Origin of the sequence: Phyllobacterium phragmitis (assembly GCF_002980495.1) — a bacterium.
GTDB classification, from domain to species: domain Bacteria; phylum Pseudomonadota; class Alphaproteobacteria; order Rhizobiales; family Rhizobiaceae; genus Paramesorhizobium; species Paramesorhizobium phragmitis.
Window position 1 is genome coordinate 282556 of sequence record NZ_PVBR01000001.1, and the last position, 16048, is coordinate 298603.

Consider the following 16048-nt stretch of genomic DNA (forward strand, 5'->3'; position numbering starts at 1 on the left):
CATGGCCAATGAATCAAAAGTGATTCGGCCTGTCCAGTCTTTTCGTTAAAATTTAATCAAAATAGAAAAGTGATTCGCAGCGTTTCGGCTTTTCGGGCCGAATCGCGAAGGTTTGTGCAAACTTCACGTTCGAATGGAACGCTGGCGCGGTGATACCCCCCTCTGGCCTGCCGGCCATCTCCCCCTCAAGGGGGAGATTAGGCTATGAGTTCCGCTTTCGCCAATCGCCAACGCCACAGAATAAAGTTCCGTCCTTGATGTCAGCCAATCTCCACCCTTGAGGGGGAGATGCCCGGCAGGGCAGAGGGGGGTGTGAAGAAGCGCCAGCTTCGCCGTCTGGCCGGATTACCCACAGCACCGAAATTGCAGAATTTCTACCCCAGCGTCCGCTCGACGATATCCTTGACGTCGGCGGAAAGTTTCTCCGTGCCCGCGATTTGGGCAAGGGCGGCGCGCGCATGGTCGCGCCGCACCGGCTCGAGCGAACGCCAGGACCGGAGCGCGGTCAAAAGCCGTGCCGCGAGCTGCGGATTTTCCACATCGATCTTCAGGATCGTATCGGCAAAGAAGCGGTAGGCCGCGCCGTCCGCCCGGTTGAAGCCGGTCTGGTTGGCGGTGGCGAAGGCGCCGATGAGTGCGCGGGCGCGATTGGGATTGTCGAGCGAGAAAAGCCTGTGGTGCATGAGCGCCTGCACCGTATCGAGTGTGGCAGCGCCGGGCCGGGTTGCCTGAACGATGAACCATTTGTCCATCACCAGCGGATCGCCGCCGAACCTCTCCTCGAACGCTGCAAGCGCCTGACCGGCACTTTCGCTATCGCCGAAGCGGTGGACAAGCACGCTGAGCGCCGCTGCCCGGTCCGTCATATTGTCCGCGGCGCGGTATTGCGCCTCAGCGCGTGAGGGACTTCCCTCCGCCACGCTCAGATAGTCGAGAAGACTGTTGCGCAACGCCCGGCGTCCAGCGCTTGCCGCATCGGGCGAAAAGGTCCCGTTATTTGCAAGCGCATCGTAAAGCGCTGCGAACGGCCTCGCATGAGCCCCGGCGATTGCCTTGATCAGCGCATCGCGGCTCGCCAGCACGGCATCCGGATCGATATTGTTGCCGATATCGCGGGCGATATCGCTTTCGCCGGGAAGTGTCAGGCAGAGTGCACGGAAGGCCGCATCGAGCCTTTCGTCGGCCGTGATCTCACCGACGAGGCCGACAATATCGGTATCGATGACCGGCGCCTTGCCGCCGCGCACCCGTTTGACGCCTGCGATGAGCTTGGCCGTGAGAAGCTTGGTCAGCGCCTGCCAGCGCCCGATCGGATCGCTGTCGTTGAGCGCCAGGAACATCAGATCGTCGCGCGGCAGTTCGCTTGCCAGCGTCACCGGTGCGGAGAAACCGCGCAGGAGCGAGGGAACCGGACGCTCCGTGACGCCGGTGAAGCGCACCGTCTCCTTGCGCTGGCGCAGATGGATGACGTCGGCGGCCACTTCCGCACCCGTCGCCGATGCCGGCGCGATCTCCTTGCCATCAGAACCGATGAGCCCGAATTTGATCGGGATGTGCATCGGCTTCTTGCGGCTCTGGCCGGGCGTCGCCTTCAATGATTGCTCGAGCTCGATGGCGAAGGTCTTTTCCGCGGCATCGTAATCATAGCTGACCGAGAGGTTCGGCGTGCCGGCCTGCTCGTACCACAGCGCGAACTGGCTCAGATTCTGTCCTGATGCATCCTCGAAAACCCTGACGAAATCCTCGATGGTCGCCGCTTCGCCGTCATGGCGCTCGAAATAGAGGTCCATCCCTTTGCGAAACAGCTCAGGCCCGAGAATGGTGCGGATCATGCGCACGACCTCCGAACCCTTCTCATAGACCGTCGCCGTATAGAAATTGTTGATCTCGCGATATCGGCGCGGGCGCACCGGATGGGCGAGCGGCCCGGCATCCTCGGGGAACTGGTGCGCCCTGAGCGTCTTCACCTCGGCGATGCGCTTGACCGCGCGCGAACGCTGATCCGCAGAGAATTCATGATCGCGGAAGACGGTCAGCCCTTCCTTCAGGCAGAGCTGGAACCAGTCGCGGCAAGTGATTCTGTTTCCTGTCCAATTGTGGAAATATTCATGCGCGATGACCGCCTCGATGCCCGCATAATCCGCATCCGTCGCCGTCTCGGCATCAGCCAGCACATATTTGTCGTTGAAGACGTTGAGCCCCTTGTTCTCCATCGCGCCCATGTTGAAATCCGAGACGGCGACGACATTGAACATTTCGAGATCATATTCGCGCCCGAAGACCTCTTCGTCCCATTTCATCGAGCGCTTGAGCGCGTCCATGGCATAGAGCGCGCGCGGTTCCTTGCCATGTTCGACATAGATGGCGAGATCGACCTTGCGGCCTGACCGGGTGGTGAAGCTGTCGCTGATATGCCCGAGCGAGCCGGCGACGAGCGCGAAGAGATAGGAAGGCTTGGGATGCGGATCGTGCCAGACGGCAAAATGCCTGCCGTCAGCGAGATCGCCCGTTTCTTGCCGGTTGCCGTTGGAAAGCAGGACCGGCGCTTCGGCTTCCGAGGCCTCGATGCGCACCGTATAAATCGAAAGAATATCCGGACGGTCGAGGAAATAGGTAATGCGGCGAAACCCTTCCGCCTCGCATTGCGTGCAATAGACGCCGCTGGAACGGTAGAGCCCCATGAGCTGCCGGTTGGTCGTCGGATTGATCTCGGTGACGATCTCGACGGTGAAACGATCCTGCTCGGGCAGTTGCGTGATTTCCAGCCGTTCCGGCGTCGCCTGATAGCCATTGTCGCCGAGGGCTGCGCCGTTGACGGTGAGCGCGACCAGATTCAGGTCGTCGCCATCGAGAACCAGCGGCGCAGAGGCTTCCACGCCCTCCCGGCGCTCGATCGACAGGATCGCGCGCACGATCGTTCTTTCAGGATGGAGATCGAAGACCAGCGAGATCTGCGGGATCAAATAGTCCGTCGGACGATAATCCTCGAGGCGGAAAAGCTGGCCAGTATCCGTGCGCATGTGTCGATTGGTTCCTGAGTGAGCGGCATTCCTCCATTTTCCTATCGCTCTTTGCCGGACCGCACAACAACGCCCAGCGACTTTCCCAGTCGATGCGCTGGATGAAAATCGCATTCATGCTCTGGCATTCCAGTCAAATGAGGCATATGGAAAGGTAGTCGCGCCCGAGGGGAAGGCGCGGCGCGTCGTAAAGCAAGCCTTGGGAAAACTGCGAAGCGGTTTTCCCAAGGCTTGCGAATAAAGTTAAATCCTGGGGACAATTGCCTTGAACGCTCCCTCGCGTCCGGAGCCTTCCGAAATCCGTGCCGAACCCAAAGTCATGATGGGTATCGGTTTCAAGGTTGCATCCGTCTGCGTCTTCGTGGCCATGTCCAGCCTGCTTAAGGCTTCTGAAGGCATCCCTCTCGGCCAGCTCATCTTCTTCCGCTCGTTCTTCGCGATTTTCCCCGTCATCATTTATCTCACCTTCACGCATCAGCTCTCGGGCGTGTTCCACACCAAGGAGCGATTGAGTCATGTCTGGCGCGGGCTGATCGGCGTCTCCGCCATGAGCTTCAGCTTTTTTGCGCTGACCAGGCTTCCGCTGCCCGAGGCAATCGCCATCAACTATGCCTCGCCGCTCTTCGTCGTGGTGTTCAGCGCCATCCTGCTGCACGAAACGGTGCGCATCTACAGGTGGAGCGCGGTGGTGATCGGACTGGTCGGCGTGATGGTCATCCTGTGGCCGCGGCTGAGCGTTTTTTCCAGCGGCCAGCTTGGCATGGATGAGACGCTGGGAGCCCTGTCGGCGCTGACCGGCGCTGTTCTGAGCGCTATTGCCATGCTTCTCGTCCGCCGTCTCGTCCAGACGGAGCGCACCCCCACCATTGTCATCTATTTCTCGCTCACGTCGACCATCATAGGGCTTTTGACCCTGCCTTTCGGCTGGGTGATGCCGACGCCGGCGCAGGCCCTGATGCTGATCGGGGCGGGGTTCGCCGGCGGCATAGCGCAGATATTCCTGACGCAGTGCTACCGCTATGCGGAGATGTCGACCATCGCGCCTTTCGAATATACCTCGATGCTGCTCGGCCTCGCCATTGGTTATCTCGTCTTCGGCGATGTTCCGACAATGCAGATGATCATCGGCGGCACCGTCGTCATCGGCGCCGGCATTTTCATCATCTACCGCGAACATCGGCTTGTCGTCGCCGAGCGCAACCGCCGAGCCCTGGCGCTGAGGGATTAGTCTTGGGAGCGGTTTAGAAAAGCTGGCGCGGTGATACCCCCCTCTGCCCGCCCTTCGACAAGCTCAGGAGGGCAGAGGGGGGGTATGATGAAGCGCCCCGCCCATCCGGTTGAATAATCAATCCTGAGCCGGCGTTGTGTCGCTGCGCGGATCGAACTGCAGCGTTTCCGGCGTGTGCTGCTTTTCCGGGCTGTGGAACTGGAATTCCGTCTTCTGGTCAACCACGATCGAGATGCTGCGCCGCTGGATGCGCCACAAGGCGTGTGCACCATAGGCGATATAGCAGACCGCCATGGTGATGAAGAGGCCCGAAGGGCCGACGGCGTCCATCAACCGTCCGGCGACCTGCGGTCCCGTCATGCTGCCGATGCCGTAAACGATCAGGAGACCACTCGATACTTCCACGAATTCGCTCGCATCGGCCGAATCATTGGCATGGGCGACGTTCAGGCTGTAGATCGGGTAGAGGACCGATCCGAACAGGAACATGAGGAGGTAGATCGTCCATCCCGGCCCCGGATATATCACGACCATCGCCAGCGACAGCACAAGGCCGATGATGCCCGCCACCACCATCACATAGCGCCGGTCGACGAGATCCGAGGCACGGCCGAGCGGATACTGGAATATCGCGCCGCCGATCATGGCGGCGGCGAGCATCGTCGCGATGCCGAGCGTGGAAAGCCCGATCTGTTCGCCATAGATGGCGGCGAGGAAATTCCACGAACCCGCGATGATCCCGGCGATCAGCGAACCGACCACGGCGGCCGGCGAACGGCGGTAAAGCCCCTTGAGGTCGAGCGAAACCTGAGTCAGCGGCTTGGGCGACTGCGCGTTGGAAAGTGCGGTCGGGATGAGCGCGCTCGCATAGATGAGCGCGCATATGATGAACAGGGTCTGCGTGGCCGGATTGCCGAAGGGCAGGATATATTGCCCGATGAGCAGCCCGACCATCGAGACGATCATATAGATCGAAAACACCATGCCGCGCGTGTCGTTGGTGACGCGCTCGTTCAGCCAGCTTTCGACGATCATGTAGCCGCCGGCGAGCGAAAAGCCGGCGATCGCACGGAACATCATCCAGGCGACCGGCTGCGTCACCAGTGAATGCAGCAGCAGCGACATGCTGAGCAATGTCAGGAGCACCGAGAAGACCCTGACATGGCCGACGCGCCGGACCAGCCGGGGAATGATGAGGCAGCCTGCGGTGAAGGCCAGCGCATAGGTGGTGCCGATCCAGCCGATGGTCGTCGGCGTCCAGCCTTCGAGGCCGGCGCGCAGCGGTATGAGAATGCCGGCAAGCCCGCCGGCCACCAGCATGAGAAACGTGCTGAACAGCAGCGCGGCGATCGACAGGAGATAGCCAGCCATGGGAGTCCTCTAAATATTGAGGAGGGACGATAGAGGACGAAATCACCGGCCGAGCGAGAGATTGCGACGCGGCCAGAGATGTTTGCGGCACCATTTTCGGCGGTTTTACGGCAACTCGTGCCGAATACCCCGATTTATTGCCCGAATTCCCTGAGTTTCATCTTTACCGCAAGAAAATCCCGCCAGGCGAAACGCTTTTGCGCCGGGCTCCGGAGCAGGTAGGCCGGATGCAGCGTCGGCATCACCGGGATCACCTTGCCCGATGGCGTCGTATGCGTCTTCCAATTGCCGCGCAGCCGCAAAATGCCGGCCTCGGCGCCGGTCAGCGCCTTGGCGGCCGGGCCGCCGAGCGTCACCAGAACTTTCGGATCGGCAAGCTCGATCTGGCGTTCGATGAACGGACGGCAGAGCTCCGTTTCGAGCGGCGTCGGCGTCCGGTTGCCGGGCGGACGCCAGGGGATGGTATTGGCGATGTAGACGTTCGGCCGCTCCAGCCCGATTGCGGTAAGCATCCGGTTCAAAAGCTGGCCGGAACGCCCGACGAAGGGGAGGCCCTCCATATCCTCGTCTCGCCCCGGCGCTTCGCCGATGAACATGATGTCGGACGAGGGATCGCCATCGGAAAAGCACATGTTCTTGGCCGTGAATTTCAGATTGCAGCCGTCGAAAGCCGAAAGGCGTTCCCGCAGCTCTTCGAGGGAGGCGGCCGTGCTGGCGGCTTCGCGGGCAATCGCCACCTGCGCCTCGTCGGGCACAACCGATCGCGGCGTGGCGGGGGCAGGGGCTGTAGGTCGGGAAGCCTGGGCAGGCGCGGGCGAAGGCGACACGGAGGAATTGTCTGATGCGGCTGGCTGGTGCGCCGCCTGCTGCTGTCCGCTATCCGGGCCTGCCTGGGAAGCCGCTTTCGGCCTTGCAGCTTCGACAAAACGGTCGATCGTATCATCGGATACAGGGCTATCCACGCCCGCCTCCGCATAAAAGCGGATCAGCCCTTCCACATCCATCGGTTTCTGCTGCTTTCCCATGGCGAACGACATCTCCATTAGAGCATGATCCCGAAAAGTTGCAGACTTCCAGGTAAGATCATGGGGCTAATGAGAGTGAGGTGGCAAATTGCGCCGTACAATGCAAGGGGCGGGGCGAGAGCCGGGCAGTGCAGGACCGAAAATCCGCCTCAATGTTGACGTTTACGTCAAGGTAAAATATCAAATGGACCGATGTCGTATTGACCCGGACAATTGGCCGCATATGACCCGATGCCCAACTCTGTAACAGGATAGGCTAACGCTGTCACGAAAGACGGTTGCGGGAACAGGCCGTCACGGAGGAATAAATGAGCGAGGCGAACGAGCTTCCGGAACGCGAGAGCCCAGAGAGCGAAAGCCCAGAGCGCGAGAGCATGGAATTCGACGTGGTCATCGTCGGAGCCGGACCTGCGGGGCTGTCGGCGGCGATCCGTCTCAAGCAGATCAATCCGGATCTTTCGGTCGTGGTCCTGGAGAAGGGCGGCGAAGTCGGCGCGCACATCCTTTCCGGCGCCGTTATCGATCCGATCGGGATAGACAGGCTCATTCCCGATTGGCGCGAGGACAGCGACCATCCGTTCAAGACGCCCGTCAAGGACGATCATTTCCTGGTGCTGGGCCCCGCCGGATCGGTGCGCCTGCCGAATTTCCTCATGCCGCCCTTGATGAACAATCACGGCAATTACATCGTCTCGCTCGGCAATGTCTGCCGCTGGCTTGCAACGAAAGCCGAAGCGCTCGGCGTCGAAATCTATCCGGGCTTTGCCGCAACCGAAGTGCTCTATGACGACAAGGGCGCGGTGGTCGGCGTCGCCACCGGCGACATGGGCGTGGAGAAGAACGGCGAACCCGGCCCCGCCTACACGCGCGGCATGGCGCTGCTGGGCAAATATGTGCTGATCGGCGAAGGCGTGCGCGGTTCGCTCGCCAAGCAGTTGATCGCCAAATTCAAGCTCGACGAGGGCAAGGAGCCGGCGAAATTCGGCATCGGGCTGAAGGAGCTCTGGCAGGTCGATCCCGCGAAGCACAAGGCCGGGCTGGTGCAGCACTCCTTCGGCTGGCCGCTCGACATGAAGACGGGCGGCGGTTCGTTCCTCTATCATCTCGAGGACAATCTCGTGGCCGTCGGCTTCGTCGTCCATCTGAACTACAAGAACCCTTATCTCTCGCCCTTCGAGGAATTCCAGCGCTTCAAGACGCATCCGGCGATCCGCGGCACGTTCGAGGGCGGCAAGCGGCTTTCCTACGGCGCGCGCGCCATTACCGAAGGCGGCTGGCAATCAGTGCCGAAACTCTCCTTTCCGGGCGGCGCGCTGCTTGGCTGCTCGGCGGGCTTCGTCAACGTGCCCCGCATCAAGGGTAGCCACAATGCGATGCTGTCGGGAATGCTGGCGGCCGAGCATGTCGCCGAGGCGATCGCCGCCGGCCGCGCCCATGACGAGGTTTCGGCCTATGAGGACGCATGGCGCGGCAGCGAGATCGGCACCGATTTGAAGAGGGTGCGCAACGTCAAGCCGCTCTGGTCGAAGCTCGGCACCATTCTCGGTGTCTCGCTCGGCGGCCTCGACATGTGGATCAACACACTGACCGGCGGATGGTCGCCCTTCGGCACGCTGAAGCACGGCAAGCCCGATTACAAGACATTGGAACCGGCGGCCGAGGCGCAAAAGATCGATTATCCCAAGCCCGATGGCGTCCTGACCTTCGATCGTCTGTCCTCGGTCTTCCTCTCCAACACCAACCATGAAGAGGACCAGCCGGTCCATCTTCAGGTCCGCGATATGGAACTTCAAAGGACGTCGGAGCTCGATGTCTATGCCGGCCCGTCGCAGCGCTATTGCCCGGCCGGCGTCTATGAGTGGGTGAAGCAGGATGGCAAGGATGTCTTTGTCATCAACGGGCAGAACTGCGTCCACTGCAAGACCTGCGATATCAAGGACCCCAACCAGAACATCAACTGGGTCCCGCCACAAGGCGGCGAGGGGCCGGTTTACGTCGATATGTAGGCTGCAAGGGCTAACGCTTATGGTGTTATAGCCTCCCTTGCTGGTTCGCTTTACCGAGATGCGGCACCACCACCTCTCTCCCTTCTCCCCTTGTGGGAGAAGGTGGCCGAGCGTAAGCGAGGTCGGATGAGGGGTCGATGCCGCGCATATCCACTCGCCGCGCCGCCATCGAGGCGGCTTGCTCGCCACCCCTCATCCGCCTTCACTTCGTTCAGGCACCTTCTCCCACAAGGGGAGAAGGAAGGAATGGCAAACGCTCTCGCCCCACCCCTCAATTCATGACGGTCTGCGTCCCGTCAACCTTTTCCCGCGCCGGCTGCGGCACGAAAAAGTCCAGCCTGACCGGCAGATGGTCGGAGCCGACGGGACCAAGCGTGGTAACCCCGGCGATATCGATGCCGCTGCTTGCAAGCACCTGGTCGAGAGGCAGGCCGATATGGCGCGTGAGACCTGTGGGTAATGCCCAATGAAGCCAGGTCGGTCCGATCCCCGAGACATGGTGCGTTCCGGAGGCCGCCTCGATCTGGCGCACGGCGTTGCTCCATGGCGCGGCGTTGAAATCGCCCGCGATCAGCATCGGCTCGCCCAGCCGCGCCAGATGTGGCAGCAAGAGACTTATCTGCTTCGGCTGTTTGAACGGCCAGGGCCATGACAGGTGCAGTGCGACAACGGAAACCGGCGCGCCGCCGAGATCGAAGCGCGCGAATGCCATGATTCCGTCGCCGACGCATCCCGACTGGCTGCCTTCGGCAAACGGGCGGCGCGAGAAGATGTCCACGCCCCATGCGAAGGGACCCTTCCTGCAATGCTGGCGATAGGGATAGCTCGCCTCCAGCAGTTTCAGCCTGGGCTCCCATTCCACCGAGACTTCCTGCAAGGTGATGATGTCGGGCTTTTCGCGCGCTATCAGCCGCAGGACCTCCGCCGAATCAGGATTGTCGTAACGCAAATTGAGTTGCAGGAGGCTGTAGCGCGGCTCGTCGCTTGCCGCCCGGGCACTCGTAGCACCCGACAGGAACCCCTGCGTCACGCCGAGCGTCGTCGCAAAGGCTGTCACGGCGAGAAGCAGGATCATTGCCGCTTCGCGCCACATGGCGGTGAAAAGCAGCGGCAGGGCCGCTATGCCCATCAGCACCGCAATATGGGCGCGGAAATGCGCGAAGGAATCGAAGGCCGGATGCAGGCCGCCGAGAAAGCCCAATACCAGCGGCACGGAAAGCAGGAGCGCTGCCGCGAGAAGCAGCCATGTGAAAGGGGAGGGTTTCTTCTTATCGGTCATATCGCGCAATAAGAGTGTGATTGCGGCCCGATCATGACAGGCCTACTGGAACGCCGTCTCGAAGAAGCTTCTGAGCTTGCGCGAATGCAGCCGCTCCGGCGGCATGGCTCTCAGCTTCTCCAGCGCGCGGACGCCGATGCGCAAATGCTGCGCCACCTGGCGTTTGTAGAACTCCGTCGCCATCCCCGGCAATTTCAGCTCCCCGTGCAGCGGTTTGTCGGAAACGCAGAGCAGCGTGCCATAGGGAACGCGGAAGCGGAACCCGTTGGCGGCGATGGTGGCCGATTCCATGTCGAGCGCCACGGCGCGCGATTGCGACAGGCGCTGCACCGGGCCGCGCTGGTCGCGCAATTCCCAATTGCGGTTGTCGATGGTGGCGACCGTGCCGGTGCGCATGATCCGCTTCAGATCATAGCCTTCGAGGCCGGTGATTTCCTCCACCGCCTCTTCCAGCGCCACCTGCACTTCGGCAAGTGCCGGCACCGGTACCCAGATCGGCAGATCGTCATCGAGCACATGATCCTCGCGCACATAGGCGTGCGCCAGCACATAATCGCCCAGCGCCTGGCTGTTGCGCAGGCCGGCGCAATGGCCGAGCATCAGCCAGGCATGCGGCCGCAAAACCGCGATATGGTCGGTGATCGTCTTGGCATTGGAAGGGCCGACGCCGATATTGACCATGGTGATGCCCGATTGGTCGTGGCGCACCAGATGATAGGCGGGCATCTGCGGCAAGCGTTGCAGCGCAACGCCGACGGATGGCGCATCGTCCCCGGCAAGGGTGACGAGATTGCCCGGCTCGATGAATTTCTCGTATCCGCCGCCGCCCTGCGCCATCAATTCGCGCGCATAGGCGCAGAACTCGTCGATATAGAACTGGTAATTGGTGAAAAGAACGAAATTCTGGAAATGCGCCGGGCTTGTCGCCGTGTAATGCGAAAGCCGGTGCAGCGAATAGTCGACGCGCTGGCCGGTAAACGGCGAAAGCGGCATGACTTCGCCCGGCGCCAGTTCGTAATCGCCATTGACGATGCGGTCGTCGGTCGCCGTCAGATCAGGCACATCGAAGAGATCGCGCATGGGCCTGGAAAAGGCCTCCGCCACCGAGGCTTCGATATAGGTTCCCTCGAGGAAGGCGAAATGGATGGGGATGGGAACCAGCGATTCCCGCACCGTGACCGGGACGCCATGATTGCGGATCAGGAGCTTGATCTGCTCATGCAGATAATTGTCGAACAGATCGGGGCGGGTGATCGTCGTCGAATAGTCGCCCGGGGCCGAGACATGGCCGAAGGCAAGGCGGGAATCGACATGGGCGAAGCTCGATGTCGAGAGGCGCAGTTCGGGATAATAAGCACGGAAGCGTTCCGCCTCGATCTCCTGCCGAGCCACCTTGTCGAACGCATCGCGCAGGAAGGCGGTATTGCGGTCGTAGAGCGCGCGCAGGGCATTGACCGCCGCGCGGGCATCGGTGAATTGCTCGGGCTCCTGATGGGGCGGCGTGTGTATGCCTGAATGATGCAGATTGCCGATTCGATTTTCCATGGCCCATTATAAGGAAGAGTTCGTGTCAGAAAAGCTATCCGACACGTTGCAGGCTGACAAAGAGCACCAGGCCGGCGCCGTTGACGCCGGGCGCCTTGACCGCCTGGACGGCGGTGAAAACGCCGATCGGGCCGATGATGACGGCTGTGAACAAAGCCATGCGAAACAGGATGGCAGCGGCGGTGAGCATGTTGGCGATCATTGGCCTGGCCTTGCTTGACTGCCGGCTGTCGTGCTCGGCTGCACCGGCATGACGGATGAAACCTCGATGATCGGCTTCAGCGCGTTGGCCTTGCGAACTTCATGGATGATGCCGGCCGTGAGGATGGCTAGCCCCATGAGAAAAAGGCTGAAAATGGTGAAGCGGCGCAAAAGCATCGGACAATCCTCGTTTGGATGATCCAACAGATACCCGGTGCCGGCTGAATACATGCTGAGAGCGGCGTTCATCCGCCGTTCAAACACATTGACGTGAGGTAAACGGGGGCATTCTGCTCTTGCTATCCAGGGCGCTGCTTATATTTGTTAGGTCCATTGTATCCGCCGCCTCATCTTCAGGAGATTCTCATGACGACGCAGACAAAGCCGATCGAGCTCTATTATTGGCCGACGCCCAATGGCTGGAAAATCAGCATCATGCTGGAGGAACTGGGCGTTCCCTACGAGATCAAATACGTCAATATCGGCAAGGGCGAGCAGTTCGAGCCATCATTCCTGAAGATCGCGCCGAACAATCGCATGCCTGCCATCATCGATCCGGAAGGACCGGGCGGCGAGCCGATCTCGGTCTTCGAGTCCGGCGCCATCCTGCAATATCTCGGCCGCAAATTCGGCAAGTTCTATCCCGCCGACGAGCGCAAGCGTGTCGCGGTCGAGGAATGGTTGATGTGGCAGATGGGCGGGCTTGGCCCGATGTCCGGGCAGGCAGGCCATTTCCGCCTCTATGCGCCGGAGAAGGTGCCCTATGGCATCGAGCGTTACACCAACGAGGTCAACCGCCTCTATGGCGTGATGGACCGGCGCCTGGAAGGCCGCGATTATCTGGCCGATGATTATTCCATCGCCGATATCGCCTGCGTCGGCTGGGTCAGCGCCTATAAGAACTACGACCAGAAGCTTGAGGATTTCCCGAACCTGAAGCGCTGGTTCGAGACGATGACCGCGCGTCCCGCCGTCAAGCGCGGCATGGAGCTTGGCAAGGAAGAGCGCGAAAAATCCAACCTGGCCAACGACAAGGAAGCCCAGAAGGTGCTATTTGGGCAGAAGGCGCGGTAGAGCCTTTCATATTTAAATGAAAGCACCCTATGAATACCCCCCTCTGGCCGGCAGGCCAGAGGGGGGTACGATGGCGCACAACCCGCCTGAATGTCTCTCGCCTTACTACTGCCGCGCCAGGCTCTCGCTCTTGCAGATCAGGCCGCCCATGACGCATCCTGCAAGCGACAGCGTATTTCCCTTGACGTTGGCCTTGCCCGAATAGGTCTTGCCTTCATCGAGCTTGTTGACCTTGCCCTTATATGCGCCGCCGGTGCCGGCCATCGAGCCGATGGACTTGCCCTTGTATTCGCCCGTCATCACCGTCCCGCAATAGGTAGCGGAGCCACAGGCTTCATATTTGATGATGGTGCCGTTGGAGCGCTTCCAGGAGCCGACGATCGGCTCCTCGGCAAATGCGGGTCCTGCGGCGAGCGTCAATGCGGCGGCTGCAAACAGTATTTTGCGGATCATCTGGTTCCTCCCGATCATGGGGCCGGCCCGGCAGCTTCTCCTTCTGCTCGCAGCCTCCCTTACGCAAACGTAAAAGTAAATGAAATACCGTGCGAAAGGAAGTCATACGCGGCCGGTTGCGAAGATTTTCCCAGGAGCAATCAACATCAGGCTGCGATGCCAACCGAATCCTTGGTTAGCATTGGGTTGATTTCGACAGAGACAATTTTATGCGAATTTTCCATAAAACCCCGCAGAACCGGGATCCCCATGTTTAACGGAATCCGAAGTTTACCTCCCGTTCGGATTTCGTTTGGTCCGCATTAATCATGCAGCTTAACGGCCGTTTCAAGCCTCTCTGGCAATCTCGAAAGCATCGGAAGAACACCCGGCGGCGACAAAAAAGCCAACGAAAACGGGATGTTCTCGGGACAGGGACAAGGACTTGAGCAATGGCACGATTTGAATTGCATAGCGCAGAACTCGGCACCATGGGCGCATCCGCACAGGCCGATATCCTCTTCGAAATGGGCATGATGTACGCCGCCGGACGCGACTGCGACGTCGATGTCGTCGCTGCCCATAAATGGTTCAACATCGCTGCGATCAAGGGCAGCGAACGCGCCGCAACACTGCGCGGAGAGCTTGCCGCCGGCATGAGCAAGACGGAATTGGCCAGTGCATTGCGCGCCGCCCGCGATTGGATGACGACGCACTGAAACAAAAGAACGTGGTTATTCCGAAAAACGGACGAAAACCGCGGATAAAGACAGAATTGGCGGAAAATAACAGGGTTTTCGCAAAGGCCGCGACCGGTGACATAACATCGGCGCGGCCTTTTCTGCTTTATCGATAGCTCTCAACCAGTCGCGTCTTCGGCGAAACGCACCAGCGTCATGCCCTCGCGCACCTGTTCGCCCTCCGCGACGATCTCCTCGATCGTCCCGTCATGCGGCGCGGCGATGGCGTGCTCCATCTTCATGGCTTCCAGAATGAGGAGCGGTTGCCCCTTCTTCACCATGTCCCTGGCCGACACCCGCACCTGCTTGACTGAACCGGGCATCGGCGCGGTCAGTCTTTCGCCCGGCAGCGCCTCGGTTTCGGCCTTTTCGAGCGGATCCGGCAACGCAAAATGATGCGATGCGCCATCGGCAAAGATGGTCACGCCGTCCACTGTTCGTGCCGCCGTGGCGCGCAGGAAAAGGCCGGGACCCGTCAGGAGAAAGCCGCGCCCTTCGCGCCGCAGCCGCACCGCCACCGATTGGCCGTTCGCCGACAAAGTGAACCGCTCAGGCCCGTTGATGGCGATGGCAAAGCGCTCCACATCCTCTACGCCGCCAATATTGACCGGATAGGCGAGGGCGTTGAAATGGCTGTAGCCGACAATAGCGCTCCACGGATCGTCCGAAGGGGAGCGGTCGATGAGCCCGCTCGCGATGAGCGCCGCTAGTTTGTTTGCTCCCAGCGATATTTCAACAGGCGCGGTGAGCGCATCGATATCCCTTTCGATCAGGCCGGTATCGACATCGCCCGCCGCGAAGCCTTCATGCTCCGTCAACCGGGCAAGGAACGCAGCATTGGTCACCGACCCCGCGATCTCCGTCTCGCGCAAGGCACTTCCGAGGGCGGAAAGCGCGGCACTCCGATCCTTGCCGTGGACGATGATCTTGGCGATCATCGGATCATAGAACGGCACGATCGCGTCGCCCTGGCGCACGCCGGCATCGATGCGCAGCGTCGCATCGCCTCCCGCCGTTTCGGCAAAGCGCAAATGCGTCAGCGTGCCGATGGCGGGCAGGAACCCCCGCGTCGGATCCTCCGCATAAAGCCGCGCCTCGAAGGCATGGCCGGAAAGCGCGATGTCCGCCTGTTTCAGCGGCAACGGCTCTCCCGCCGCCACGCGCAATTGCCATTCAACCAGATCGAGGCCCGTGACCATCTCCGTCACCGGATGCTCGACCTGCAGCCGCGTGTTCATTTCCATGAACCAGAAGGCATCGGGCTTCAGCCCGTTCGAGACATCGGCGATGAACTCCACCGTGCCCGCGCCACGATAGGAAATCGCCTTCGCCGCCTTCACCGCGGCTTGCGTCATCGCCGCGCGCATGGCGTTGCTCATATCGGGGGCAGGGGCTTCCTCGATCACCTTCTGGTGCCGGCGCTGCAGCGAGCAATCGCGCTCGAACAGATGCACCGCATTGCCATGCGCGTCGCCGAAGACCTGCACCTCGATATGTCGGGGGCGGGCGATATATTTCTCCACCAGCACATGGTCGTCGCCGAAGGCGCTCTTAGCCTCGCGCCGCGCGCCGGCCAGCGCCTCGGCGAAATCATCGGGGTGATCGACGCGGCGCATGCCCTTGCCGCCGCCGCCGGCCCGCGCCTTGATCAGCACGGGATAGCCGATCTCGCGCGCCTTGGTGGCGAGCACCACCAGATCCTGCGCCTCGCCATGATAGCCGGGGACGACCGGCACGCCGGCCTTTTCCATCAGCCGCTTGGCGGCGTCCTTCAGCCCCATGGCGCGGATCGAGGCCGCCGACGGGCCGATGAAGACCAGGCCCGCACGTTCCACCGCCTCGACGAAATCCGGGTTCTCCGAGAGAAAGCCATAGCCGGGATGGATCGCCTCGGCGCCCGCCGTCTTCGCCGCCTTGATGATGCGCGAGGCTTTCAGATAGCTCTCGGCGGCAGGCGGCGGGCCGATATGCACGGCCTCGTCGGCGAGCTCCACATGAAGCGCGCCGGCATCCGCATCCGAATAGACGGCGACGGTGCCGATCCCCAGCCGCCGCGCCGTGCGGATGATGCGGACGGCGATCTCGCCGCGATTGGCGATGAGGATTCTGGAGAACATGTAGGCTGCT

At 61.2% G+C, this 16048-nt stretch carries 13 protein-coding genes; 4 read left to right on the plus strand and 9 right to left on the minus strand.

Features of this window, described 5'->3' with window-relative positions; translation table 11 throughout:
- Positions 1-374 precede the first annotated feature (374 nt).
- A complete protein-coding gene (gene pepN / locus C5748_RS01340; RefSeq protein ID WP_105740114.1) occupies positions 375-3020 on the minus strand; it encodes an aminopeptidase N in 2646 nt (881 codons plus the stop codon).
- Between the two features lie 265 nt (positions 3021-3285).
- Here pepN and C5748_RS01345 point away from each other — a divergent pair, with 265 nt between their 5' ends.
- Positions 3286-4248, plus strand: a complete 963-nt coding sequence (locus C5748_RS01345) for a DMT family transporter (RefSeq protein ID WP_425350185.1) — start codon at positions 3286-3288, stop codon at positions 4246-4248.
- Between the two features lie 117 nt (positions 4249-4365).
- Here the strand turns inward: C5748_RS01345 and C5748_RS01350 are convergent, their stop codons facing one another.
- On the minus strand, positions 4366-5619 hold the full coding sequence (locus C5748_RS01350; RefSeq protein WP_105740115.1) for an MFS transporter: 1254 nt from the start codon (positions 5617-5619) through the stop codon (positions 4366-4368).
- A gap of 134 nt (positions 5620-5753) precedes the next feature.
- Positions 5754-6644, minus strand: coding sequence for a uracil-DNA glycosylase (locus tag C5748_RS01355; protein WP_105740300.1), 891 nt, complete (start codon positions 6642-6644; stop codon positions 5754-5756).
- Between the two features lie 308 nt (positions 6645-6952).
- Here C5748_RS01355 and C5748_RS01360 point away from each other — a divergent pair, with 308 nt between their 5' ends.
- Positions 6953-8650: an electron transfer flavoprotein-ubiquinone oxidoreductase gene (locus C5748_RS01360; protein ID WP_105740116.1), complete on the plus strand. Its 1698-nt coding sequence runs from the start codon at positions 6953-6955 to the stop codon at positions 8648-8650.
- A gap of 271 nt (positions 8651-8921) precedes the next feature.
- Here C5748_RS01360 and C5748_RS01365 read toward each other — a convergent pair whose 3' ends face one another.
- The 4 genes from C5748_RS01365 to C5748_RS01375 are packed head-to-tail and all read right to left on the minus strand — an operon-like array spanning position 8922 to position 11852.
- A complete protein-coding gene (locus C5748_RS01365; protein WP_105740117.1) occupies positions 8922-9929 on the minus strand; it encodes an endonuclease/exonuclease/phosphatase family protein in 1008 nt (335 codons plus the stop codon).
- A 42-nt stretch (positions 9930-9971) separates the two neighbouring features.
- A complete protein-coding gene (locus tag C5748_RS01370) occupies positions 9972-11474 on the minus strand; it encodes an AMP nucleosidase (RefSeq protein WP_105740118.1) in 1503 nt (500 codons plus the stop codon).
- Between the two features lie 34 nt (positions 11475-11508).
- Positions 11509-11676, minus strand: a complete 168-nt coding sequence (locus C5748_RS28120; protein ID WP_158259795.1) for a hypothetical protein — start codon at positions 11674-11676, stop codon at positions 11509-11511.
- Entirely contained in the window at positions 11673-11852 is a 180-nt protein-coding gene (locus C5748_RS01375; protein WP_146119457.1) for a hypothetical protein, read from the minus strand. The genes C5748_RS28120 and C5748_RS01375 overlap by 4 nt, the downstream gene beginning before the upstream one ends.
- 189 nt (positions 11853-12041) lie before the next feature.
- Between C5748_RS01375 and C5748_RS01380 the strand changes: the two genes are divergently transcribed.
- On the plus strand, positions 12042-12749 hold the full coding sequence (locus C5748_RS01380; RefSeq protein ID WP_105740120.1) for a glutathione S-transferase family protein: 708 nt from the start codon (positions 12042-12044) through the stop codon (positions 12747-12749).
- A 105-nt stretch (positions 12750-12854) separates the two neighbouring features.
- Here the strand turns inward: C5748_RS01380 and C5748_RS01385 are convergent, their stop codons facing one another.
- Positions 12855-13202, minus strand: coding sequence for a DUF2147 domain-containing protein (locus C5748_RS01385; RefSeq protein ID WP_105740301.1), 348 nt, complete (start codon positions 13200-13202; stop codon positions 12855-12857).
- A 431-nt stretch (positions 13203-13633) separates the two neighbouring features.
- On the opposite strand from C5748_RS01385, the gene C5748_RS01390 reads away from it, so the two are divergent.
- Positions 13634-13900, plus strand: coding sequence for a sel1 repeat family protein (locus tag C5748_RS01390; protein ID WP_105740121.1), 267 nt, complete (start codon positions 13634-13636; stop codon positions 13898-13900).
- A 140-nt stretch (positions 13901-14040) separates the two neighbouring features.
- Here C5748_RS01390 and C5748_RS01395 read toward each other — a convergent pair whose 3' ends face one another.
- Entirely contained in the window at positions 14041-16038 is a 1998-nt protein-coding gene (locus tag C5748_RS01395) for an acetyl-CoA carboxylase biotin carboxylase subunit (protein ID WP_105740122.1), read from the minus strand.
- Positions 16039-16048 lie beyond the last annotated feature (10 nt).